Source organism: Chryseobacterium cucumeris (assembly GCF_016775705.1).
GTDB classification, from domain to species: Bacteria; Bacteroidota; Bacteroidia; order Flavobacteriales; family Weeksellaceae; genus Chryseobacterium; species Chryseobacterium cupriresistens.
Genome location: NZ_CP068760.1, coordinates 3,359,111 through 3,381,789, shown reverse-complemented (window position 1 = coordinate 3,381,789; position 22,679 = coordinate 3,359,111). Strand labels below are relative to the sequence as shown.

Genomic DNA, 22,679 nt, shown 5'->3' with positions numbered 1-22,679 from the left:
TGTTTTTAAGGTTAAAAAATCGCAATCCCGTCACGGACAGAAGATTCTGCAATAGTTTTGATCATTTCATTTCTTCTGAGTAAAAATTTCCTTAGATATCCTTTAAGAAAAATTGAGTTAAATAATTTCCCTAAAATACCCAGCGGAGATTCAAATTCGAAAATATCTGTCATCAGGGTATTTCCATTTACGGATTTAAAAATATGTCGGTGGCGCATGGATTTGAAGGCTCCTTTCTGCATGACATCAATAAACTGAAACGGTTTTTCCATGCTGATAATTTTCGTGGTGAGATTTTGATAAACTCCCAGATGTTTTGCCCGCCAGGTTACGGTTTCGTTTTCTTCAATTAATCCAGAAGTACGTCCTGCAATGGCTTTTTCATGAGACTTTGAGGTTGACTGTTGATGAAGATCAATATTTCTTGCCAGATCAAAAACATAGTGAATATCTGCTTTGATGATTGTATTTAAATAGATGGTTGACATTTTTAAAACATTTTAGCTTGTTATATTTTAATTCCAAAAGTGGTCAGAATAATGATTGTTAGCGCTATTAATCTAAATAATATCCAGCAAATGGTAGGAAGATAATTCAGCCTTAGTATTCTGCACCTTCTGATATGTTCCAGAAACATGATCACTACTACAATTCCAAAATATATCATATAAAAAACAGGAGTAAAACTGGTCATCAGCGCAGGAATTAACAGTAAAGTTCCGATTAAAGAAACAGTCATCATATTTCCGAGATAATCCCAAATTTTATCTTTGAGATAAGCTTTTAAAAAGATAGTCTGTCAAAGGATCTGGCCAAAGCAAACGGCAAATTCTCTCACGAAATTCCTCTCTAAATTCAAGTTCAGTTTACCGGAAAATATACTTAGGATATATGCTGAAAAAATAACAACAAAACCGATGTATGCAATTCTGTATTTCAGATTAAAATCCGGAACACAGGATTGTTCTGTATAGTCTTTTGAGGAAGGAATGATCTGTTTCCTGTTATAAGAAACGAAAGAATACAGTTTTTGAAAAAACCAATACAGAGGTTCTGTCCGTGCAATTTTTGCCAACAATGGAAAAGAGTTTCCAATGATGAGGAGCAGACTGTCTAATCCGTAAACGACTTCATTTTTGTTGTGATCTACCAGAGCAATTTCATTTTTCGCACGGTTGAAATCTATCAGGAGTTTATTTCTCAATGTGATTTCTGTAAAGGCTTCTCTTCCATCTTCATCCAGCATTCCGCATTTAGTAAAACCTTTGGAGTAGAGATTGCACATAGGACATTCATTGTCGTAGATTAATGTGTGGTTTTTGAGCGTTTTCATAATTGTGATTTATAAGATTCATAAGTAGTGTAACAGTCATAAACATACGCCGCTGCCATCACAGGGCTATATAAAAGAACAGCCATTAAAACATATCCAAAAAAATCATTGATGTGTTTCTCTGTAAACAAGATGGTTACAATAATCCAGACCGGTACTATTACAATTCCATACGCGATATACAATGCTGACTTTTTTGTTTTGAAAAACAGTTTGATCAGGAAACTTACCAATTGAGGAATTCCTACTATAAAATAAAACAGAACAAATCCAGACAAACCACCAAATATAAAAACCTGAGGCCCAATTATTATAAAGAATAACTGAATGTAATAATCATATTTTGCAAATGTTTTCATGGCAGCAATGGTTTTAAAGTGATCCTTTTCTTCTGAAATAAATAATCAGGAATAAATGAATGATTAAATTTCTCATAATTATTATTAATTTTATATTTTCAGTAATTTTTGAAAATTAAATTAAAATAAAAAAGGATTTTCATCCAGATTTATTTTATTGTAGCTTATTCTTTTTTAAATAGTCTTTTAGCGTATACCAAGTAGAAAATCTACATGTAGTGTCATTAATGGTATCGGATTTTCCTTTATGACAGAAAATATATTCATCTCTTGTGGTACACTCTCCATCTTTAGGAATTTCTCTTATTATATTTTCCGTTTTTACCAAATACGCCCATGCTTCTTTATCCAAAATCTTCAAACTACCATTTTTCAGTCGGAGAAAGTAATTCTTTCCCTTATTAATGATGATTATTGAATCTTTACCCTGATGAAAACATCCTCTTGATTGAAATACCAATTTTGCTTCCGAGTCTTTTAGATTTTCAAAAACAGTTTTATTATTTTTTTTTAATAAATAATCAGGATTAATACTAACTCTGTATGTTTTAGATTCATCAACTTTTATTTCTTTTTTTATGGTTTCTCCAAAAAGATTTTCATAAACAAATGAATACTTTCCTTCTTTTAAACTGTCAAATTTTATATTGGAATTTAAGAAAAGAGCAGACCCTTCAGGTTCTAGAATTTTGAAAATCTTCTCATCCTTATAGATTTCAATTTTGTACAAATCGTGACGCCCATTATCATATTTATCAGAGTTTTCTATATGAATATCGAAATTTGCCATTACATTTTTCTGACAGCTCATCATCAGAGTTAAAAGACATAGTAACAAAAGATTTCTCATTTTTTGAAAATTTATTTCAACAGATTGGTAATCTTCCCTACCAGCCAGTGGTCATCACTTTTTATCGCCAGATCCATGATGTTATTGATTTTTCCGGTGACAGAACTGAAATCATTCATCAGCTTGATAAATTCCTGTGCTTCTTCTGAATCTTTATCCTCAATATTTTTTAACTCTTCAAGAAAGGAAATGACAGGCTCTATTTCTCTTTTTCTTCTTTCTTTGGTAATCTGTTTGAACAGATACCAGACATCTTTTTCTGCTACGAAATATTCTTTACGGTCGCCTTTTACAAATTCTTTTTTCACGATGCCCCAGTCTATCAGAGCACGTAGATTCATATTGGCATTTCCTCTTGAAATCTCCAGCTGTTCCATGACTTCATCTGTAGAAAGAGGTTTTCCGCTCGCCAGAAGCAATGCATGCACCTGTGCCATCGTACGATTGATTCCCCAATTGGTAGCAAAGGTTCCCCAGGTCTGAATGTATTTTTCTTTGGCTTCTGAAAGTTGCATGTTTTCTTCTTTTAAATTTCTGTAACAAATATAATTATATTTTTTGAATTTTCAATAATTTTTGAAAATTAATTTAAGATTATTTCTTTTAAAAAGATTTTTAATGATCCTTGTCAAGGTTTAAAACCTTGACAAGGATCAATAGATGTCTGTTTCGGTTTATAAAAATTAAGACTCAATAGTGGTTGTAATCCCTTGGTTCCAATATTTTGCTTCCGGCATATAATACAGATATACGTTACTCGATTTTCCTGTATACGTTCCGGCAAATTCTACTTTGAGATCAAGATTAATAGTCTTTGTTTCCTCAGCATTGAAATGTTCCCAGTATAAAACCAGATAGTTATCGAAAATCTCATAGTAAGAAACCTGTTTTCTATCAACCATATCTTTCAGTAAAGCATTTTGCAGCGTTAGTCCTGCCGGGATACCAATCTTTGCTATGGTCATCGGCAGCTCACCGTTTATTTTATTTTTTACAGTAATGGTCATTCTCCTGGTCTCCCCTGTTTTTGACATTCCGGATTTTAATTTGGTCTCCATGGTAAGTGGAATATCCTTGCTTTCCGGAGCTTGCAGCGTGTAATATTGATATTCCAGCTTATAAGGAAGTCCTTTTTGTGATGGATAATGAATAGTGATATCATTTTCCCCTGTTTTATATGCTGATGACAGACTTATATTAGGATAAGTATTCGCTTTGTTAATCTTAATAACCGGTTTTTCAGTTCCATACAATTTCTCATTTTTAGAGAAAAAATCAGATAATGCCTGGATTGCCAGTGTTGTGGCCTGTGTAGAGCCGAATCCGAAATAACCATTCAAACCAATAAGCTGATCAGCTGCTTCAGCGATTTTCAACTGATTGAGTTTCTCATCTTTCTGAAGCGCAATAATATATAATGAAAGTGTTTCTGCATCTGCAGACATTCCCCATGAACCAGTAAAAGTAACTTCAGATTTTACCTTCTTTGTTTTATATTGTTTGTCCAGAATGTCTATCATATCGTCATATTCTTTTTGTTTTCCCAGATATGCTGCTGCATTAGCAAGTAAAGCCAATTGATAAGAATCTTTTGTAGCCAAAGCTCTTTTCAGCATTACCTGAAAGGAATCTTCAATTTCATTTTTAAAGCCCAGTTTGGATAAAGCATATACAACATACATATTTCTCGACCAGGAAAATTCAGAAAAGTCCTTTTGGGATTCATAGGGTTTTCTTACTTCGAATAATCCGTTTGCATTCTTTTTTGACAAAATAAATGAGGAAAGGCCCTGGATGAGCTTAGCATCCGGGTTCACATACTTCTTTAACTCCGTAAATTCCAGTAATGCAAATGCTGAAAGGGCAACATCTGATTCTGCGGAGCTGAAATATCCGAAACCTCCGTCTTTATTTTTATAACTCAGCAGCTTCTGGAAGCCTTTTTTCAGGTTTTTTATCACCAGATTTTCAGTTGCGGTGTCTATTTTTTTATTTGATTTTAAATAATCAAGAATAAAAATGTTAGGATATACTGTTGAGGAAAGCTGTTCAAAACATCCATGAGGTTCCTTTTTAAGTTGCTCTATGTCTCCAAACATCTTCAAAGCCGTACTTTCAAATACATAATAGGATGAATACAGACTTCCATTGATATACTCCGGTATATTGATTTTGAGATCTTCTGTTTTATTATTAATGATGGAAAACTGATGGAGAAATCCTTTTTCTTCTACTTTAAACGGAAGAATCATTGTCTCTCTGAAATCTCCTGATCTCACTGAAAACTGAATATCAGAATTCACAATCTCATCAACCTGTATTTTCACAAATAATCTTCCTGATTCTAATGGTTTCAGAGTGATAAGACTATCAGAACTGATGAGTTTCACATGGTTCGGTACAATAACGTCCATGGTCATTTTACGCGTTTCAGAAGAATTATTTTTAATTACCACAGGAATTGTCATCTGATCTGTTCTCGTCAGGTACTGAGGAATTTTAGTATCTATCGAAATCAGACTCTGGGCAGCATATGTTGTTTCATCTCTTCCCAAAAGTCCTGATGCGGCAATTCCTTCTGTCATAATTCTGAAAGTGGAATTCGCATCTGAATTATAAAACTCCACTTTTGCTTTTCCGCTTTTATCGGTTTCTACTACCGGATTCCAGTAAAGCGCTTCTCTGTAATCAAAACGGTAAGAGGTATTGGTGGATTTATACTCAGGATAAACGAATTCTCTTGCCCCCTCATATGCTATTAGTTTTCCATAAGGCACGGCTTCTATGGCAAGGTAAGATTTCGGTGTAATATCAAAACTTATTTCTGATTTTCTATTTTTGGATGAGTTGACGATCACTACTCCATTCACAGCTCTGCTTCCGTAAATAGCGGTAGCCGCAGCATCTTTTAAAACGGTAATACTGTTGATATCATTTGGATTAATCGTCGTATTAAAGTTTTCGACAGGAATACCATCCACAATGAATAGCGGGTTCTTATTGGTAATAGAGGCCGTTCCTCTGATATTGATCTGTTCACCTGTCCCCGACTGTCCGGTACCTGTTATAACTAATCCTGCTACTTTTCCACTCAACAGAGAAGTTACGCTGGCATTCTGCATTTCCATAGAAGAAGATACTGTGGTAGAAGCAACCGTTAATTGATCTTTCTTTACACCGTACCCCACAACAATTACTTCTTCAATACTCTTATTTCTACTGATGGTATCGGTTTTTGCTCTGCCGGGATTATTCAGCTGACTGGTATTGTTTCTGTTTTCTTTTTTTACTTCTTCTTTTCTTTCAGCTTCCTTTACAATTTCTTCTACGTCTATATGGGTAAGTTTCTGTTTTGCTAAAGGATTAATATCCAGATTATAAGACAGAATTTTGATTTTCAGCTGATGTTTAGGCTGAAAAGACTTTGCAATAATTTTATAAGAATTATTTGCATTTAAATCCGAAAAATAAAACTTCCCGTTTTCAGCAACAGTCTGTTTGAGGATCTTTTTATTATAGGTGTCCAAAAGAAAAACATCTGCTTTCACCGGTTTTTTGTTTTCATCTTCTACCACGCCATAGATTGTGTTTTTCTTTTCAGGAAGGTATTTGTATTTATTACTCTTCACAATTTCCGGAATAGGCTCAAAATATCGGTAACCGTTTGTCAGCATCACAAGATCTAAGCTTTTATCTGCTTTTTCTTCTTTTTTATCGAAATAAAACTGAGGTTTTTCAATTTTCCCTTTGAGCTCAGAGTCCATCAAAAGCCAGGAAATAATATGATTCTGTTTATCATCAGCATATGTCCATAGCTTATCATCTACAACACTTATTCCAAGATTAGCGGGAACAGGTTTATTATTTTCATCGGTAGTTTCAATATTCAGCATCACTTTTTCCCTCGGCAGATAATGTTGCTTTACAGGGGTAACTTTTATATTCAGCTGGTTTACTTTATTAGCGAAAACAATCCTTTCTGCAATCGGCATACTGTTTTCCAGAACAGTGAACCTGCAGATTCCTGTAGGGAAATCCTTTTCTGCAATTTTTAAAGAATTCATTCCTTTTTTCAGCGAAATGATTTTGCTGTAAACGTCTTTTCCGCGGAAACTTCCCAACAGGGTAATTGTTTTTTCCCGGGTAGAAACGATGGTAACATTCAGGTTTTTATTTTCATTCCGAATATTCAAAACCAGTCCTTCATTTTTTGCTACCGGGAGATTAAAAGTCTGGGTAATATTTTCCGGTTTCAGCACTTTTGCATAATAAGTTTCTCCTATTTTAGGCGTAAACCGGAAGTTTCCCATTCCGAAATTATAGGCTGAAATTTCCTTTATTTTTTCGTGATTCTGATTGTAAACTGCCAAAACAGCATCTACAGGTTTTTCAAACTCATCCAGAATTTTAAAAGCGATATTCTGTTCTATTCCATTGACAAAAGTTCCGCCTTCAGGTAAGAATTTCACATCCAGATTATTCAGGACAACAGGAATATTTCTGGAGATGGATTCGGTAAATCCGTCAAAATTCACCTTGATATTCAAAAGAGCGTCAGAGGATTTCAAAACTTCAGGAAGCTTAAAGGTTAACAGTTTTCTACCTTCTTTATCGGTAATAAGTTTTCCTTCTGAAACCGTTTCTCCGTTGTGCATTACGGTGTAATCTGCTTCATAAAAAGGAATCGGAAGATTACTAAGACTTCTCATTGAAAAATAAGCACTTACCTCATCTCCAGGGCCATAACCTTTTTTAGGAAAATCCAGTTTCATTAAAATTCTTGGAGATACAATTTTCTGGAGGGTAATTTCTTTTTCGAAGGTATTTTTCCCTTCTTCGTTCTGCATCCAGTTGGTAAAAGCTCTGATTTTATAGATGCCACCCTTCATGTCTTCAGCAAAATAGAAATCTCCCCGGGCGTATCCATTGGTAATTTCATATTTCAATTTTTTCACAACACTTCCTGCAGGGTCTGTTATTTCGAAATTTACTACTCTGCTTTCTTCGACCGGTAAATTATTGTTTCCTTTTACAACATATATTTTAAAATACATTTGCTCCCCAGGTTTATAAAAAACATGATTGGTCTGGATGTAGGTCTTTTCTTTTTCAAAATCCTGAAATGGTTGCTGGCCTTTCACAGAAAAGGCTGAAAACAATAAGCACAGCAGGATGATATAGTTGGATATAAACTTGAGATTCATGAGTTAAAATTTAAGTGAAACAATACAGCCAAATGTTTTAAAGGAAGGAAGATTAAAAAAATCCAATCCTCTTCCATTGCTCATATCGTAGAAATTCTGGTTGGGATCTACCCCATTATTAGCCTGCCAGAGCATGATATTGTTTACATAAAAAGTCAGTTTAAGATTCTGTTTCCTGTTGTTAATAGGGAAATCTGAGGAAAGTGAAAGGTTATTTATTCTTATATAATCTGCCTTTTGAACATAATTTTCAGCCACGCCTAAATAACCGTACCTCGACCATCTGTTTTCCATAACATTTTGGTTGGGATCATAGAAGTCCACAGGAATCTGGTTGACAGTTCCATTGGCCTGTACACCTTCAAAAATATAATTTTTGATATTCCTTTCTTCTCCTGAGCCGTAAGAACGACCGTAGTAATCGAGAACCGCCTGTGTCCCGTTCCAAAGGTGGCCTCCTTTTTTCCATTCCCAATTGATATCTAAAGACCAGTTTTTATAGGCAAAACTGTGATTGAATTTCATCACAAAATCCGGTGTAGGATCTGCAATAATTTTCATTCCGTCTGCTTTTTTAGGAAACCCAAACTCATCAATGATCAGTTGTCCGGCTGCATTTCTTTCAAAGTAACTGCCCATGACAGCACCCAAAACCTGACCTTCTGCCAATGTTTTGTAAATGTCTTTAAATCCCGAAACGGCAAGGTTCTGATATCCGGGAGCCATGCGGTCTACAATATCTTTATATTTGAAAAAGGAAACTTTATGGGTGGTATACATATCGTATCCCAGACGTAATCGTTCGTAAGCAAAATTGAATTCATATCCGCTGTAGGTATGATCTGCTACATTCTTTAACCTCAGCTGATTGTTTTCAAAGATAGGAAATATATCGTCAGTATTCTTTTTATTAAAATATTCTCCATCTACACTTATTTTATACCCAAGATTCAGCCTGGCTCCAATCTTCCATTCCCGAGTATCAATATTTGATAAACCCCGGAAACTTTCTACTTCCTGTACCGGAAAGTATTGATTATAATTTTCCGCCTTCAGCAAAGTACTAGAATACGAAGCATAGGATCTTGTAATTTCCGGTTCGGAACTTAATTGTGTGTAGCTTCCCAACAATTTAAAATTGTAATTATACCAATTGAAGATCTCATTGAACTTCAGATAAAAGTTAGCTTTTGGAAGCCAATAATTATTTTTAAGTGAAGTATTGGATATGTAAAATGAATTCCCGAGATTAAAACCTGCTTCGAAATCATAATCGCGGATATTCATATTATAATTAAAAATATGATCCTGTGAAGTTCTCTGATAAAGATATCTTTGATGGGTAAGGCTGTTATAAATGTCAGATTTTTTATCATTTAAAATAAAATTCAGGCTGAAAGTATTTCTAAAGTCATAGTTTCCCAATGAATAAGAGCCCTGTAAATTGGAATGATAAGAGCTGTTGTTTTGAATCCTTTCATTCGATACACCGCTGATGAAACCATAAGTAGAAGGTTTATATTGGTCCTGATTCCAGGTAGTAATACTTTCATAGGACTGAGTAATATTCAGTTTAAACTTATCCCAGTCTTTCGCTACGTTGAGACTCAACTGTCTGTCCCGATTCTTGTAGCGGTATTTGTTATCCTGCTCAAAAAGGAAAGAAGGATTGTCTGCATATTTGCTGTAGCTTCTCTGCGAACCGTTATTCAGGAGAGTATTTTGTTCATTTGAAAAAGAAACCGGCGTTAACAATGAGTTTTGGTAAGCTCTGTTGAACAGCCCTATTCTATTGGTATTCGTAGCTTTATTTTCTTCATAATTAAAAGCAAGATTAATGTAATATCTACCCAAATCTGCATTCAGCTTTGCTTTAAGGGTATTGGTAATATCAAACTGATCCATAAAGTACATCTGGTTCTTTTGCTGCCCCAGATTCAGTGCAAGACGGAGTTTTTCATTGTTACCCTGTTGTATAAAAGCATTTAGATTCAACTGGTTATTATAACCTACTGTGGTTTTAAAAAGGTTATTATCATATCTTTTTGCACCCTGAAGTCCATCAACCCATGGAATCAGTTTTCCATTCTGATCATACTCATAAGGTAATCCGTTAAATCCAAGGGTAGATAGCTCTGGTCCAAAACTGAACATTTCATTCGTTTCAGGGCCTTTCCAAACAAGATTTCCATTTTCAGATCTTCCCTGGACATACTTATTTTGAGTCCCCGGAACAGCATTCCTGCTTTTAATATCAAAAGACGTGGTAAAGCTTCCGTTAAAAAGCAAAGTTGTCTTATTGATCCTTTTTAAAACATAAACACTATCATTCTTCTGCTTTAATTTTCTTATTTTATCAAAATAAGAATGTGATCTTTTACTGAGTTGAGTTTTAGTTTTTTCAATACTGAAATCGTCTTTAATCTCCTTTGAAACAAGACTGTCATAGGCTTTACTGTAAACATTTTCTACACTTTTACTTCCTGTCTGATTTTCCAGAATCGTTTTTAATTCCCTGAGTTCATAAGAAGAAATAACATGGGTATTTTTCCCCTGGTTCCACACTAGGGTATCATAAGGTTTAGCTGCAATAATGGCAAATCCTTTTTCATCAGTCAGCTCATAAATACCACTGTTTTTATTATAAACCTTTAAAAAGTTCTGTTCTTTATCCTTAGATGTTAAAAATTTTCCGGAATAGTACAATTGTGAATTTTGTGCCTGTAATAAGGTAATCGTAAATGGCAATAACAGCAAATAATTCTTTTTCATCAATTATTAGTATGCTTAAAAATATAAAAAAAGAAATTTCCGGGGAAATTTCTTTTTTTAAGATAATTAATTTTTTATGACCTTAAATGTCTCCCACAGATCATTAGTATGAATACGTACAAGATAAATCCCTTGAGGATAAGAAGTTAAATCAATTGTATTTTTACCTTCCGGCAGTTTTTCTTTTCTCATAATAATCTTTCCGGCAAGATCATAGATAAACAGTTCTTCAATTGGTTTTCTTGTTTTTATCTGCATTTGACCTTTTGTAGGATTTGGAAATAGTACGGTTTTAATATCAATCTGACTATCAATTTCTTTTTCCATTTTTTTGTTGATGTTATCATTTGAAATTCCTGCGCTGCATTCTGGTAAAACAGCTCTCTGAAGGATTAATCTTAATAATAAATCATTCAGTTTTTCAACTTCGTAAGAATCTATGGTAGGTTTGATATGGCTGTTTCCTATTCCACTGTCATCTGTAAGGAAAGTATAAGTTCCATTGGTGAGTAAAGCAAATGTACGCATCAGATATTCCGTTTGTTTATCAGTATCACTGGCAGCCAGCGGAATAATGGTAATTCCTTTCTTTGCTGCAGCTTTTATTGTATTATATAAATTCTCTATATTCTGTTCTGAATGGTGTGGTGGTGCATCCAGAATCAAAAACATTATTTTAGTAGAATTTTCATCACTCCACTTCAGCTCATCAACAGAAACTTTTAGTGCTTCTACAACAGCTTCCGGCGTATCGCCGCCACCACCGGCCTTCTGTCTTTTAATAAATCCAACAAGATCTTCTGCTTTATTTGAAAAATCGAATTTTCGGGTCACATATTCATCTCCATGATCTCTGTAAAAAACGGATCCATACCTTACTGTTATATTTTTAAGCTGTCCTTCGATCTTTTTTAAAACATCCAAAAGTTCAGACTGAAGATAAGAAATCTCATCCCCCATAGAACCGGTAGCATCCACTACAAAGGCAAGATCCAATACACGCTTCTGCAGACAGTGTTTATCCAGAATAATCAGATTTTGTCCATTTTTAAAGGTTCTGAGATTGCTGCTGATGATCTGCCCTGAACCATCAGATAAATAATATTTCCCTGGGGCTGATTTCCTATCAGTCATCGGTGATATCCACAATTCCACATTGCCCAGATTATCTGAAACAGCTTCCCAAATTGTATTTTTCTGGTCATCCAATAGTTTTATTTTCTCCCCTATTACCGGTTTTCGGTCTTTATTGACCAACTGAACTGAAACCCTTTTATCAGGGAAGAACTTCCATGTATTTTTATACTGATCCAGAATAGGAACTGCAATATCTTTCCAATAATCCCACTTAGAAAAATCGTTAACTTCTCCTGCTGTGAGCTGGCCTGCTTTTGGAAGTACTTTTTCAGGTTCTTCAGGTTCTTTTACTATTTCTTCTTTACTTTCTGAAGAAACTTTTTTAAGTTTTTCTATTTCTTCTGTAGATAATCCTTTTGTGGAAATTACAACAACTCCGTTGTTAGCTTTGCTTCCATACAGGGCAGTAGCTTCAAGCCCTTTCAGTACTTTCAATTCTTTTATTTTTTTAGGATCCAGAGTATTTAAAAATCCAGATTCTCTGCCTAACACAACTCCATCAACAATATATAAAGGAGCCGGCGACCGACCATCTATACTTTTTGTTCCCCGTATTAATATAGCATCATTCTTTTTAATTCCGGTTGACACTTCTACCCCGGCAACTCTTCCAGCTAGTGAAGAAACGGCAGCCGGAGCATGCACAGGAATTTTATCTGTAGAAGCAATCATAACTGTTGAAGATGCTGTAACGGACTCATAACTCTTTTTAATCCCATACGCAGTGACAACAACTTCGTCAATTTCTTTTGTTTTTAAGGTGTCATTGTATACCTGAGGCAGAGATGCTGTTACTCTGTCAGAAGCTTCCACTGACGGTATATTACAGGTAGGATGAGATTGATACGGATCTATTCCTGCAACTGATGAAGATTTAAGTTCTGTGGGAAGAGGTACCGTTACAGGCAATTCTTCTTTTCTGATATTCTCCTTGATAGTCCTGTCTATCTTTGCAATATCCGTTTTGTTAATCGGGCCATTTGAACTTGTATTCTCTGCAATTACAGGTTGTAAAGGTTCTGCAGTCTCTTTTTTATTCATAAAGTAGAAAGCCCCTAAACCAATCATCAAACTTGCGGCAATACCATACGGCAGCCAAAGTGGAATTGTTTTCTTTTTATCTTCTTTTTTATCTAATTTCTCTTCAATTTTATCCCATACTTTCTCAAAACCAGGAAAAACAGCTGGCTCTTCTGAAAGCCTGGAAGCTTCATTGAATTGTTGATCTATATGATTATTTTCCATTGTTGTAAAAGTTTAAATGTTTTGATTTACGAGAAGTTCCTGCAGCTTTTTCCTTGCAAAATTGAGCTGGGATTTTGATGTTCCCTCACTGATGGAAAGCATCGCCGCTATTTCCTTATGAGGATATCCTTCAATAGCAAAAAGATTAAAGATGGCTCTGCAGCCTTCAGGAAGAAAATTCAGTAAGCTCAGAATATCTTTTTCCAGAGAAAGGTTTTCTGTAGTTCCTTCAGGATGAGCAGGAAAATTTTCTTTCTGGGAAATAAACAGTCCTTTATCTGATCTCAACTTCTGCAGGCATTCGTTTACCGCTATCTTTCTTGCCCATGCTTCAAAAGTTTCGGTATTTTGAAGCTGAGTAATTTTCGTAAAGATTTTATAGAATGTATCAGCCAATACTTCTTCTATATCTTCGTCGTTTTTCAGATAGCGTCTGCAGACTGCGTAGAGTCTGCCCGCCATTTTCTCGTAAACCTTCCGCTGGGCATTGCGGTTGTTACGCTGGCATTCCAATAATAATTCTTGTTCCATAGTCAGGAGTTATACTATGATAGATGCGGAAACTTTTGAAAGGGTTGGAAACATGATCAACTTTTTTAAGAAAATAATTAAAAAATAAAATATAAAGCAACTTCTTACTTCTTTTGAGTCTTTTTTTAATTTCAAATTTAACTTTTCCCCTTGTAACAAATCTCTATTATCAACGACTATTAATACAAATAATCTTTTTATAGTAATGAAAAATGCCAAAATTGCATCATTACTTTTTGTTTTGTCTGCAGGAAGTATGATGTTTGCCCAAGATGACTTAATCAACAAGTTAAAAAACAATCAATCACAAAATGCTAATTTTCAGTTCACAACGTTAAAGGACGTAGGTGCGACTTCTGTAAAGAACCAGGGTTCATCAGGAACTTGCTGGAGCTACTCCGGAAACTCTTTCCTTGAATCTGAAATGCAGAGAATGGGCAAAAAACCTGTAGATCTTGCTGAAATCTTTACCGCAAGAAATTCTTACCACGATAAAGCAAAATTATATGTTTTGAATAATGGCGCTATCAGCTGGGGTGACGGAGGAGAACTTCATGACGTAATCAATATGTACAAAAAGTACGGTGCAGTTCCTCAGGATGTTTACACAGGATTAAAAGCAGGACAGACTACCAATAACTTCAAGGAAATGCAGGGAAAACTGAAACCTGTTCTTGACAGCCTTGTTCAGGCTTCTTCAAAAGGAAAACTGACCGATAACTGGATGGATTCTGTAGATGCTATTCTTGATGAATATTTAGGAAAAGTACCTGCCAACTTCACTTATGAAGGGAAAAACTATACTCCGAAAACATTTGCTAAAGAAGTAGTAGGAATCAACCCTGAAGATTATGTAGAATTATCTTCCTATAAAGATTATCCATATTTTCAGAAATTTGTAGTTCCGATTCCTGATAACTGGAGCCACGATTCTGACTGGAATGTTCCGATGAAAGATCTTACTGCAATTATTGATAACGCTGTAAATAAAGGATATTCTGTAGGTTGGGCAACGGATGTTTCTGAACCTTATTTCTCTTACAAAAACGGGGTAGCTTATGTTCCGGACATGGATCTTGACCAGATTACCGCTGAGAACAAGCAGACTTTATTTACAGAGCCTAAAAAGGATAAAAGCATCACTGAAGACATGCGTCAGAAAGCACTTAATAATCTTTCTACAACGGATGACCACGGCATGCATATCGTAGGTTTGGCAAAAGACCAGACTGGTAAAGAATATTATATGGTGAAAAATTCATGGGGTGTAACCAATGATTTTGCCGGATATATTTATGTAACAAGACCTTATGTTGAATACAAATCAACAGCAATCCTTGTTCACAAGAATGCCATCCCGAAAAGTATCTTAAAACAATTGAAACCGACCAAGAATATTGGTTTATAAGGAAATCATTTCTGCCAATTTACAGGCAGTTTTAGATATTTAAATCTGTTAAGACCCGCTCATGAAAATTCTGTGAGCGGGTTTATTTTATCTTGTCGTATTTAAATAATGTATTTCACATTATTATCCGTAAAGTGTTGTTGCGTTTTCAAAAAATATTATATTTGTGTAAATCAACAAATTATTACCTATGAAAAATCTAAGAAAATTATTAAAACCAGATCTAAAAAAAATCAATGGTGGAAATGCTCCTGATTGTCCGGAAGGGACTACAGCCTGCTACATTCCTGGCAGCAATGGAATCCCTCCTCGCTGGAAATGTGTCCTGGATTCAGTTGGGTGTCCATAAATTTACAAAACCGGCTTTCAGGAAATCCTGAAAGCCGGTTCTTTAATAAATAGGTGAAAATTAAATATAAAATAAAGTGAATTATGCTGATCTAAACCTGTCAGGATAGTCAATTCTACTTCGCAAGCCCCAAAATTATGCTGTTAACCGACAGCAAAGCGAATTCACCATTCCTTGTTGATATTAAAATAAGACGCTCATACTTTCTGCTGAAAAATCCAGAAGAGCTTCTGTATTGCCGTCTTTGATCTTCTGTACCCACTGGTAATCCTGAAGAATAGCTCTACCTACCGCAACAAGGTCAAATTCTTCATTGTCAAGTCTTCTGATCAATTCTGTAAGGTCTCTTTTTTCTGTTCCCTGCCCTGCAAAAGCATTAAGGAAATCACCATTTAAACCTACAGAACCTACTGTAATGGTTGGCTGTCCGGTAATTTTCTTTGCCCATCCTGCAAAGTTTAAGTCAGAACCTTCAAATTCAGGCTCCCAGAAACGACGCTGTGAGCAGTGGAAAATATCCACACCAGCTTCTTTTAATGGTAATAACCAGTCTTCCATTTCGTTTGGAGTGAATGCCAGTCTGGTTTTATAATCCTGCTGCTTCCATTGGGAAAGGCGGATAATAATGGTAAAGTCCTCTCCTACTGCTGCTCTGATTGCTTTTACTACTTCTACAGCAAATCTGCTTCTTTCTTTCAATGTTTTACCGCCATATTCATCGGTTCTGGTATTGGTTACTTCCCAGAAAAACTGGTCGATGAGGTATCCGTGAGCGCCATGAATTTCAATACAGTCAAAACCAAGATCTTTCGCTGACTTTGCAGACGCAGCAAACTGTGCAATGGTATCCTGGATATCTTCAATGGTCATCGTAGAAGCTTTTTCCATTGGAACCAACGGATAGTCTTCTGTCATTCTTGTATCTCCAACGTGCCAGATCTGAGGACCCATTTTACCTCCATTCTGATGTACAGTATCAATGACGTTTTTCCAGCCATTCAAAGCTTCTGTTCCATAGAAATCCGGGATATTCTGCATATTTTTTGATCCAGGTCTGTTGATAACAGTTCCTTCGGATAGAATCAATCCTACTTCTGAAGCAGCTCTTCTTCCATAATAATCTGCAATATTCTGAGTGGGAACTCCATTGTCAGACTGTGCTCTGGTCATTGGAGCCATTACAATCCTATTTTTAAGCTGTAAATTCTTATATTGAAACGGTTTAAATAATGATGATGTGCTCATATTTAAATTTATATTTTATAATTGTTACACAAAGTAACTAATAATAGTTCACTTTTGTATCTTTTATTAAAAAAATAGTGGTAACTTCGCAGTAACTTACATTAGTAACATCAAAGTAACATATGAAACTGCAGTTTCATATGATATTAAAATAATAAAGATCTTTCTATGAAAAAGAATGAATTAATGCAATACAGCTGCCCTCTGGGTAAGGCCATGGCCGCTTTGGGAAGCAAATGGAAGCCTATTATTGTTCTGGTGATTAAAGACAGAAAATTACGTTTTGGAGAACTGGCAGTACGCATTAATGTCATTTCCAGGAAGGTATTAACTGATCAGCTTAGAGAAATGGAAACCGATGGATTGGTTATTCGTGAAGAGTTTAAAGAACTTCCTCCAAGAGTGGAATATTCTCTTACAGAAAAGGGATTGGCTCTACTGCCGATTTTATATTTGCTGGAAGAGTGGGAAGCAAAATATCAGGTGAAAGGACAGCATGAAGATAAAGATTGTGCTTTTCTGAATGAAGATGTAAAAAATAAAAAGGCTGTCAATGTTTGATAGCCTTTTATCTTGGATAACACTTTCAAAAAGGTAAGTATATCACCAAAGTGTAAGTATATAGTTTCTAAAGTGTTTCTGATGCAAATTTGCAGAAAAATGTTCATTATGAATTACAAAGAAATTGCAAAAGAAACCATTGGAAATCTCTACAGAGCCCACAACAGCATTAGAAAATCCGGAATTGATGAAAAACTAATTGCCTTGGTGGAGCTGCGTGTTTCTCAAATCAATGGATGTGCCTATTGCTGTAGTTATCACGCTAAAGAACTTTTTGATTTTGGCGTTGAGCAGGATCTCATCAACAGACTTCCGGGCTGGAAGCATACCAATGTCTACAATGATCAACAAAAGCTTGTTTTGGAATGGACAGAAGCTGTCATTTACAGCAAAGATAATTTGGAAAGCACCAAAGCAAAGCTGATAGACCAATTTTCAGAACGAGAGATTGTAGAGCTTACCGCAAGTATTACCTTGATGAATACTTTGAATAAGTTGAGGATTGCTTTGGCGGAAGAGGATTAGCAAACAAAAACCGCTCCCAAAAAGGAAGCGGTTTCATATTTATCTAAAATCCCAATTAAAATATAGCTGGATATTTCTGAGGATTTGTTTCATTAAACATAGCGTAGATTTTTTCTACCATATCGTCTGCAGACGGCTTACTAAAGTAGTCACCATCACTTGCATATGCTGGTCTGTGATCATTGGCGGAGATCGTCAACGGATCTGAATCCAGGTATCTGAAAGCTTTCTGCTTTTCAAGGATCTGCTGTAAGATGAATCCTGTAGTTCCCCCTTCCACATCTTCGTCAATCACTACTAATCTGTTGGTTTTCTTAACACTTTCAGCAATTTCGTGGGATAAATCGAAAGGAATCAATGACTGGATATCAATTACCTCTGCGGAAATTCCTAATTTTTCCAATTCGTTAGCTGCTTCCGTTACAATTCTCCAGGTAGATCCGTAAGTGACCAAAGTAACATCTTTTCCTTCTTTTGTCACTTCAATTTTCCCTACAGGAACAGTGAATTCGCCTAAGTTATCCGGTTGTTTTTCTTTTAATCTGTATCCGTTCAGACATTCTACGATGATCGCAGGTTCGTCAGCCTGAAGCATTGTGTTGTAGAATCCTGCTGCTTTCGTAAGGTTTCTAGGAACCAATACCAAAATACCTTTTGAAAGGTTCAGAATACCAGCCATTGGAGAACCTGAGTGCCAGATTCCTTCTAATCTGTGACCTCTTGTTCTGATAATCAACGGAGCTTTCTGGCCTCCTTTCGTTCTGTAATGTACCGTTGCCAGATCATCACTCATTCCCTGTAAACAGTAAAGAACATAGTCTAAGTACTGGATTTCAGCAATTGGTCTTAAACCTCTCATCGCCATACCAATTCCCTGTCCAAGAATTGTTGCTTCACGGATTCCTGTATCAGCGATACGTAAAGCGCCATATTTCTCCTGCATTCCTTCCAATCCCTGGTTGACGTCACCAATGTTTCCGGTATCTTCTCCAAAGATTAAAGTTTCAGGATATTTTTCAAAAATTTTGTCAAAATTGTTTCTGATCACTACTCTTCCATCTACCTCTTCGGAACTGTCAGAATATACAGGTTTGATTTCCTGAACATTCTCAGCTTTCCATTGGGATTGAGAATATAAGTGAGAAGAATAGTTATCTTTTTCAACAGCAGATACTTCATTGTATTTCTGCATCAGCTGATTTCTTTCCGCAGAATTTGTTCCTCTTGTCGCCAGTAAAGTCTGTCTTACCAGATGGAAGATGTCTTTTTTAGCTTTTGAAATCAATTTGTTGAAATGAGCGATATAATTTTCAACTTCAGCATTCTGCCCTTTAAGGTTTTCTACTAAAGGTAAAACAGACTGAATAAGTTCTGAAATGGCTTTCTGATAATTTTCCCAGGCTGCTTTCTGTCCGGCTTTTGCTGCTTTTTTCGCTTCTTCATCAATAGCCTCCAGTTCTTCAGCTGTAGCAATCACTTCTTCTTTCCCATCAATTTCGATAGAATAGTTCAGGATCCATTCTTTGAATTTCGCCAGACCGTCATACTCAGCTTCCCATGCAAGACGCTCTTCGTTTTTATATCTTTCGTGAGATCCGGATGTAGAATGTCCCTGTGGCTGAGTAACATCAACCACGTGCACTACCACCGGTACACTTTCTGTTCTTGCAAAATGTTCTGCCTTAGCGTATGCATCTAATAATGCAGGATAATCCCAGGCTCTCACCTGGATAATTTCACACCCCTGGTTTTCTCCCTCTTTTCTCTGAAAACCACTTAGCATTTCACTGATATCCGCTTTTGCTCTCTGGTTTTTTGTAGGAACTGAAATACCATACCCATCATCCCAGATAGAAACAATCATTGGAACCTGAAGAGCACATGCAGCATTCAAGGTTTCCCAGAAGTGTCCTTCTGCTGTAGAAGCATCCCCAATGGTTCCGAAAGCAATTTCGTTCCCTTCTCTTGAGAATTTTTCTGAACCGTCAAATTTTACGCTTTTATAAATAGTTGAAGCCTGAGCTAATCCCAATAATCTTGGCATCTGCCCTGCTGTAGGAGAAATATCGGAAGAAATATTTTTCTGAGCTGTCAGATCTTTCCAGCTTCCGTCTTCATGTAAACTTCTTGTTGCGAAATGCCCGTTCATTTGTCTTCCGGCTGAAGCAGGTTCTCTTTCCACGCTGGTATCTGCATACATCTGCGCAAAGAAACTTTCTACCGTCAAGGCATCTATTGCCAATGCAAAAGTCTGATCCCTGTAATATCCTGAACGGAAGTCTCCATTTCTGAAAACTTTCGCCATTGCAAGCTGAGGAAGTTCTTTTCCATCCCCAAAAATTCCAAATTTAGCTTTTCCAGTGAGTACTTCTCTCCTTCCGAGATAAGACATTTCACGAGAGATCCTTCCTAACCTGTAGTCTTCAAGTATCTGATTTTTAAAATCTTGAAAGGATATTTGCTGTGTTTCAATATAGGTTGTTTGCATAGCTAAGTAAAAAAGTTTTTAATCTTCAAGTATTTTGCTAATATACACTTTTTAAATTAATTTTAATTTTTAATAATCTTTTTTAAAAATTTGATAATAAAAAAAATTGTGCTTTATTTTGAAAAAAAATGTAAAAGATGGAAAAAAAATCGCCACATATATTGAATGCTTCCAGCAATCTTTTAGGATTTTCCCTACTCATTATCACCTCATTGAAAATCTCTAAAATCAGTCAGCATACCTATTTGGACGAATTTGCAGGATTTGCCTGTATTCTTTTTGCCTGCAGCTGTTTCTTTTCCTTTCTGGCAATCAGAACAAAAAATAGTAAGCGGGAATACACGTTTGAGAACATTGCGGATTATTTATTTTTAATCGCTTTATTTTGTATAGTTCTAGCCGTTATCATTGTAACCCTGAAAATTATTTAATTTAAATTTTTCGCTTAATTAAACAATCAAAGGTAATAAATAAGGATTATTATATGAAGATAAAAAATTCATTAAGCAGCTCTTTCTCATTTTTTACACTGAATCACTATGAGATTCTGAATCTAAAAAGAAAAGTGCTGTATATACATTTTCAGTTTCCCGAAAATCTATATACAGCACTTTAGTTTTATTAAAGTAAAAATAGAATCAGATCTTCTGAACAGTTACATTGGTAACATTTCCACTTCCTGTAGATCCGGTTTCTGTCGAAATAATCGTAGAATTTTGATTCGGCGCTGCCGTAAAACGGATCTGATATCCGGCTGTAGGTGCAACAACCACGGTCGTATAATTCATCAGTTCACCTACAGTTCCTGAAGCAGCAACTGCGTTATAATGGCTTCCTCTTCCCAGATAATTCGCATCCGGTACAGGTCTGATACCGATGAGCAGCTGTGTTCCTGCGGGCATATTGGTAAAACTTGCCTGCAGCGTTACCAGATAATTTCCAGGCTGGTTAAAAGTCATCACCCCAGTTCCGGTATTATAAGAATAGAAAGGGGAAGTCGCTATCGGTGCTGCGAATAATAAAGTCGTGATCGTAGAAGAACTGATGTTCTGATTCGCTGCTAAACGCGCATGAAACAGTGAATAAGCAGTAAAATCTATGGTCTTCAGAATTCCGGTAGCATCAGCTACAACTACCCTGTCGGTTCCTCCGATACCAATATTCGAATTAATATTACGGATACGGGCATTTCCAGACGCAACATCTAATTTTTCAGTGGGTGAAACCGTACCAATCCCTACTTTAGCACTTGAAGTTACACTGAAATCATTATCCTGTTGGGTTACAGAAGGAATTCCTGTTGCAGGATTGTCTTTAGAGCCGTCAATATGAAAAGTTGTCTGGGGATTCTGAGTACCTATTCCCACCTGTGCGTACGTAGTAAAGCTTAAACTGATAGCACACGCTATCATCATAGTTGTTATTTTTTTCATTATTTGTTGTTTTTTTGTAATGACAAATAAACAACAAATATTTTGAAAATCAATGAATTATTCGCAATTATTTTATTAGAGTTATGCAAAATATTAATTTACAGTAATTTACTGTTATAAAAAAACAAAATAATCACAACTCATTGAATTATTGAAAGATACGATTATTTTCCTTTCAATAATGAGGATCCGTTACACCATGCAGGATTAAAGGAAATAGGATAATAAAAAAATCAGGACTGATTAAAAAATTAATATCAGAATTTTCTTTCAATGACATAATCCAGCATAATATGCAGTGATTTTCTTGCTTCGGAATCCGGAAATTCATTCAGGATATTTTGAGCTTTCTGCTGAAATTCTTTCATCACCGTAATGGCATAATCCAATCCACCTGAGCTTTTCACAAATTCTATCAGCTCTTTTACTCGTTTGGGATTGTTATTATATCGTTTTATGGTATCGAAATAATACTTTCTATCTTTTTCAGGCGCTATTTTCAGGGTATGAATCAAAGGCAGGGTCATTTTCTGTTCTTTGATATCAATTCCAACAGGCTTACCGATCACGTTTGAACTTAAATAATCGAAAAGGTCATCTTTAATCTGAAATGCCATACCGGTATAAGTACCGAAATCCATCATCTTTTTGGCTAAAGCTTCATCCGCATTATTGGAAAGAACTCCTATTTCACAGCATGCCGCAATCAGTGTTGCTGTTTTCTGCCGGATAATTTCATAATAAACCTCTTCCGTAATATCCAGCTTTCTGGCCTTTTCCAGCTGAAGAAGTTCTCCTTCAGACATTTCACGGATCGTTCTGGAAATCACGCCAAGCAGATCATAATCTTTGTGGTCTGTAGATAGTAGAACTGATTTTGATAAAAGGTAATCCCCCACCAAAACTGCAATCTTATTTTTCCACAGTGCATTGATTGAAAAGAAATTACGACGTTTAAAACTTTCATCAACCACATCATCGTGTACCAGAGTAGCGGTGTGGATCAGTTCGATCATTGAAGCACCGCGGTATGTTTTTTCCGTCACCTCACCCACCAGTTTGGCACAAAGAAACACAAACATAGGACGCATCTGCTTTCCTTTGGTGGTAACAATAAAACGGGTTACTTTATCCAATAAAGCTACTTTACTCTGCATTGACTCATAAAACTTCTGTTCAAAAAGTTTCATTTCATCATTGATCGGTCGTTTAATCTCTTCTACTGTATTTGCCACAATC

The 22,679-nt window shown here is 35.8% G+C and carries 18 protein-coding genes; 5 read left to right on the top strand and 13 right to left on the bottom strand.

Annotated elements, in window-relative coordinates; genetic code table 11:
• Positions 1-11: 11 nt before the first annotated feature.
• The 9 genes from JNG87_RS15120 to JNG87_RS15080 form a co-directional block, all read right to left on the bottom strand.
• Positions 12-488, bottom strand: a complete 477-nt coding sequence (locus tag JNG87_RS15120; protein WP_202839272.1) for an SRPBCC family protein — start codon at positions 486-488, stop codon at positions 12-14.
• 311 nt (positions 489-799) lie between these two features.
• On the bottom strand, positions 800-1,333 hold the full coding sequence (locus tag JNG87_RS15115) for a DCC1-like thiol-disulfide oxidoreductase family protein (RefSeq protein ID WP_202839271.1): 534 nt from the start codon (positions 1,331-1,333) through the stop codon (positions 800-802).
• Positions 1,330-1,692 (bottom strand): hypothetical protein, encoded by a 363-nt coding sequence (locus tag JNG87_RS15110; RefSeq protein ID WP_202839270.1) that lies wholly within the window; start codon positions 1,690-1,692, stop codon positions 1,330-1,332. Before JNG87_RS15110 ends, JNG87_RS15115 begins: the two co-directional genes overlap by 4 nt.
• Before the next feature lie 154 nt (positions 1,693-1,846).
• Positions 1,847-2,482 (bottom strand): hypothetical protein, encoded by a 636-nt coding sequence (locus JNG87_RS15105; RefSeq protein ID WP_202839268.1) that lies wholly within the window; start codon positions 2,480-2,482, stop codon positions 1,847-1,849.
• A gap of 71 nt (positions 2,483-2,553) precedes the next feature.
• On the bottom strand, positions 2,554-3,057 hold the full coding sequence (locus JNG87_RS15100) for a GbsR/MarR family transcriptional regulator (protein ID WP_034696386.1): 504 nt from the start codon (positions 3,055-3,057) through the stop codon (positions 2,554-2,556).
• A gap of 168 nt (positions 3,058-3,225) precedes the next feature.
• On the bottom strand, positions 3,226-7,746 hold the full coding sequence (locus JNG87_RS15095; RefSeq protein WP_202839266.1) for a TonB-dependent receptor plug domain-containing protein: 4,521 nt from the start codon (positions 7,744-7,746) through the stop codon (positions 3,226-3,228).
• A 3-nt stretch (positions 7,747-7,749) separates the two neighbouring features.
• Positions 7,750-10,518, bottom strand: a complete 2,769-nt coding sequence (locus JNG87_RS15090) for a hypothetical protein (RefSeq protein WP_202839264.1) — start codon at positions 10,516-10,518, stop codon at positions 7,750-7,752.
• A 66-nt stretch (positions 10,519-10,584) separates the two neighbouring features.
• Positions 10,585-12,900, bottom strand: coding sequence for a T9SS type A sorting domain-containing protein (locus tag JNG87_RS15085; RefSeq protein WP_202839262.1), 2,316 nt, complete (start codon positions 12,898-12,900; stop codon positions 10,585-10,587).
• A 12-nt stretch (positions 12,901-12,912) separates the two neighbouring features.
• The gene (locus JNG87_RS15080) at positions 12,913-13,431 is read right to left on the bottom strand and encodes an RNA polymerase sigma factor (protein WP_202839257.1); all 519 of its coding nucleotides are present in this window, start codon (positions 13,429-13,431) and stop codon (positions 12,913-12,915) included.
• 205 nt (positions 13,432-13,636) lie between these two features.
• On the opposite strand from JNG87_RS15080, the gene JNG87_RS15075 reads away from it, so the two are divergent.
• Together JNG87_RS15075 and JNG87_RS15070 are read left to right on the top strand one after the other, a co-directional pair.
• Complete coding sequence (locus JNG87_RS15075; protein WP_202839256.1) at positions 13,637-14,839, top strand: aminopeptidase C; 1,203 nt, start codon at positions 13,637-13,639, stop codon at positions 14,837-14,839.
• 236 nt (positions 14,840-15,075) lie between these two features.
• Entirely contained in the window at positions 15,076-15,219 is a 144-nt protein-coding gene (locus JNG87_RS15070) for a hypothetical protein (RefSeq protein WP_202839255.1), read from the top strand.
• A gap of 152 nt (positions 15,220-15,371) precedes the next feature.
• Here the strand turns inward: JNG87_RS15070 and JNG87_RS15065 are convergent, their stop codons facing one another.
• Positions 15,372-16,433 (bottom strand): NADH:flavin oxidoreductase, encoded by a 1,062-nt coding sequence (locus tag JNG87_RS15065; protein WP_202839253.1) that lies wholly within the window; start codon positions 16,431-16,433, stop codon positions 15,372-15,374.
• 168 nt (positions 16,434-16,601) lie between these two features.
• Between JNG87_RS15065 and JNG87_RS15060 the strand changes: the two genes are divergently transcribed.
• Together JNG87_RS15060 and JNG87_RS15055 are read left to right on the top strand one after the other, a co-directional pair.
• A complete protein-coding gene (locus JNG87_RS15060; protein ID WP_047388122.1) occupies positions 16,602-16,994 on the top strand; it encodes a winged helix-turn-helix transcriptional regulator in 393 nt (130 codons plus the stop codon).
• A 108-nt stretch (positions 16,995-17,102) separates the two neighbouring features.
• The gene (locus JNG87_RS15055) at positions 17,103-17,519 is read left to right on the top strand and encodes a carboxymuconolactone decarboxylase family protein (protein WP_202839251.1); all 417 of its coding nucleotides are present in this window, start codon (positions 17,103-17,105) and stop codon (positions 17,517-17,519) included.
• Between the two features lie 55 nt (positions 17,520-17,574).
• Here the strand turns inward: JNG87_RS15055 and JNG87_RS15050 are convergent, their stop codons facing one another.
• Positions 17,575-20,007 (bottom strand): thiamine pyrophosphate-dependent enzyme, encoded by a 2,433-nt coding sequence (locus tag JNG87_RS15050; protein ID WP_202839249.1) that lies wholly within the window; start codon positions 20,005-20,007, stop codon positions 17,575-17,577.
• Positions 20,008-20,144: 137 nt separating this feature from the next.
• Between JNG87_RS15050 and JNG87_RS15045 the strand changes: the two genes are divergently transcribed.
• The gene (locus JNG87_RS15045) at positions 20,145-20,438 is read left to right on the top strand and encodes a hypothetical protein (protein ID WP_110010441.1); all 294 of its coding nucleotides are present in this window, start codon (positions 20,145-20,147) and stop codon (positions 20,436-20,438) included.
• A 207-nt stretch (positions 20,439-20,645) separates the two neighbouring features.
• Here JNG87_RS15045 and JNG87_RS15040 read toward each other — a convergent pair whose 3' ends face one another.
• Positions 20,646-21,440, bottom strand: coding sequence for a hypothetical protein (locus JNG87_RS15040; protein ID WP_202839248.1), 795 nt, complete (start codon positions 21,438-21,440; stop codon positions 20,646-20,648).
• 257 nt (positions 21,441-21,697) lie between these two features.
• The gene (locus JNG87_RS15035) at positions 21,698-22,675 is read right to left on the bottom strand and encodes a polyprenyl synthetase family protein (RefSeq protein WP_202839246.1); all 978 of its coding nucleotides are present in this window, start codon (positions 22,673-22,675) and stop codon (positions 21,698-21,700) included.
• Positions 22,676-22,679 lie beyond the last annotated feature (4 nt).

Excerpts from the sequence above, each read along its gene's own strand:
- JNG87_RS15065 (WP_202839253.1), bottom strand. The coding sequence starts at position 16,433 with ATGAGCACATCATCATTATTTAAACCGTTTCAATATAAGAATTTACAG.
- JNG87_RS15075 (WP_202839256.1), top strand. The coding sequence starts at position 13,637 with ATGAAAAATGCCAAAATTGCATCATTACTTTTTGTTTTGTCTGCAGGA.
- JNG87_RS15105 (WP_202839268.1), bottom strand. The coding sequence starts at position 2,482 with ATGGCAAATTTCGATATTCATATAGAAAACTCTGATAAATATGATAAT.
- JNG87_RS15110 (WP_202839270.1), bottom strand. The coding sequence starts at position 1,692 with ATGAAAACATTTGCAAAATATGATTATTACATTCAGTTATTCTTTATA.
- JNG87_RS15045 (WP_110010441.1), top strand. The coding sequence starts at position 20,145 with ATGGAAAAAAAATCGCCACATATATTGAATGCTTCCAGCAATCTTTTA.
- JNG87_RS15095 (WP_202839266.1), bottom strand. The coding sequence starts at position 7,746 with ATGAATCTCAAGTTTATATCCAACTATATCATCCTGCTGTGCTTATTG.
- JNG87_RS15070 (WP_202839255.1), top strand. The coding sequence starts at position 15,076 with ATGGTGGAAATGCTCCTGATTGTCCGGAAGGGACTACAGCCTGCTACA.
- JNG87_RS15080 (WP_202839257.1), bottom strand. The coding sequence starts at position 13,431 with ATGGAACAAGAATTATTATTGGAATGCCAGCGTAACAACCGCAATGCC.
- JNG87_RS15060 (WP_047388122.1), top strand. The coding sequence starts at position 16,602 with ATGAAAAAGAATGAATTAATGCAATACAGCTGCCCTCTGGGTAAGGCC.
- JNG87_RS15055 (WP_202839251.1), top strand. The coding sequence starts at position 17,103 with ATGAATTACAAAGAAATTGCAAAAGAAACCATTGGAAATCTCTACAGA.
- JNG87_RS15100 (WP_034696386.1), bottom strand. The coding sequence starts at position 3,057 with ATGCAACTTTCAGAAGCCAAAGAAAAATACATTCAGACCTGGGGAACC.
- JNG87_RS15085 (WP_202839262.1), bottom strand. The coding sequence starts at position 12,900 with ATGGAAAATAATCATATAGATCAACAATTCAATGAAGCTTCCAGGCTT.
- JNG87_RS15050 (WP_202839249.1), bottom strand. The coding sequence starts at position 20,007 with ATGCAAACAACCTATATTGAAACACAGCAAATATCCTTTCAAGATTTT.
- JNG87_RS15090 (WP_202839264.1), bottom strand. The coding sequence starts at position 10,518 with ATGAAAAAGAATTATTTGCTGTTATTGCCATTTACGATTACCTTATTA.
- JNG87_RS15120 (WP_202839272.1), bottom strand. The coding sequence starts at position 488 with ATGTCAACCATCTATTTAAATACAATCATCAAAGCAGATATTCACTAT.
- JNG87_RS15040 (WP_202839248.1), bottom strand. The coding sequence starts at position 21,440 with ATGAAAAAAATAACAACTATGATGATAGCGTGTGCTATCAGTTTAAGC.
- JNG87_RS15115 (WP_202839271.1), bottom strand. The coding sequence starts at position 1,333 with ATGAAAACGCTCAAAAACCACACATTAATCTACGACAATGAATGTCCT.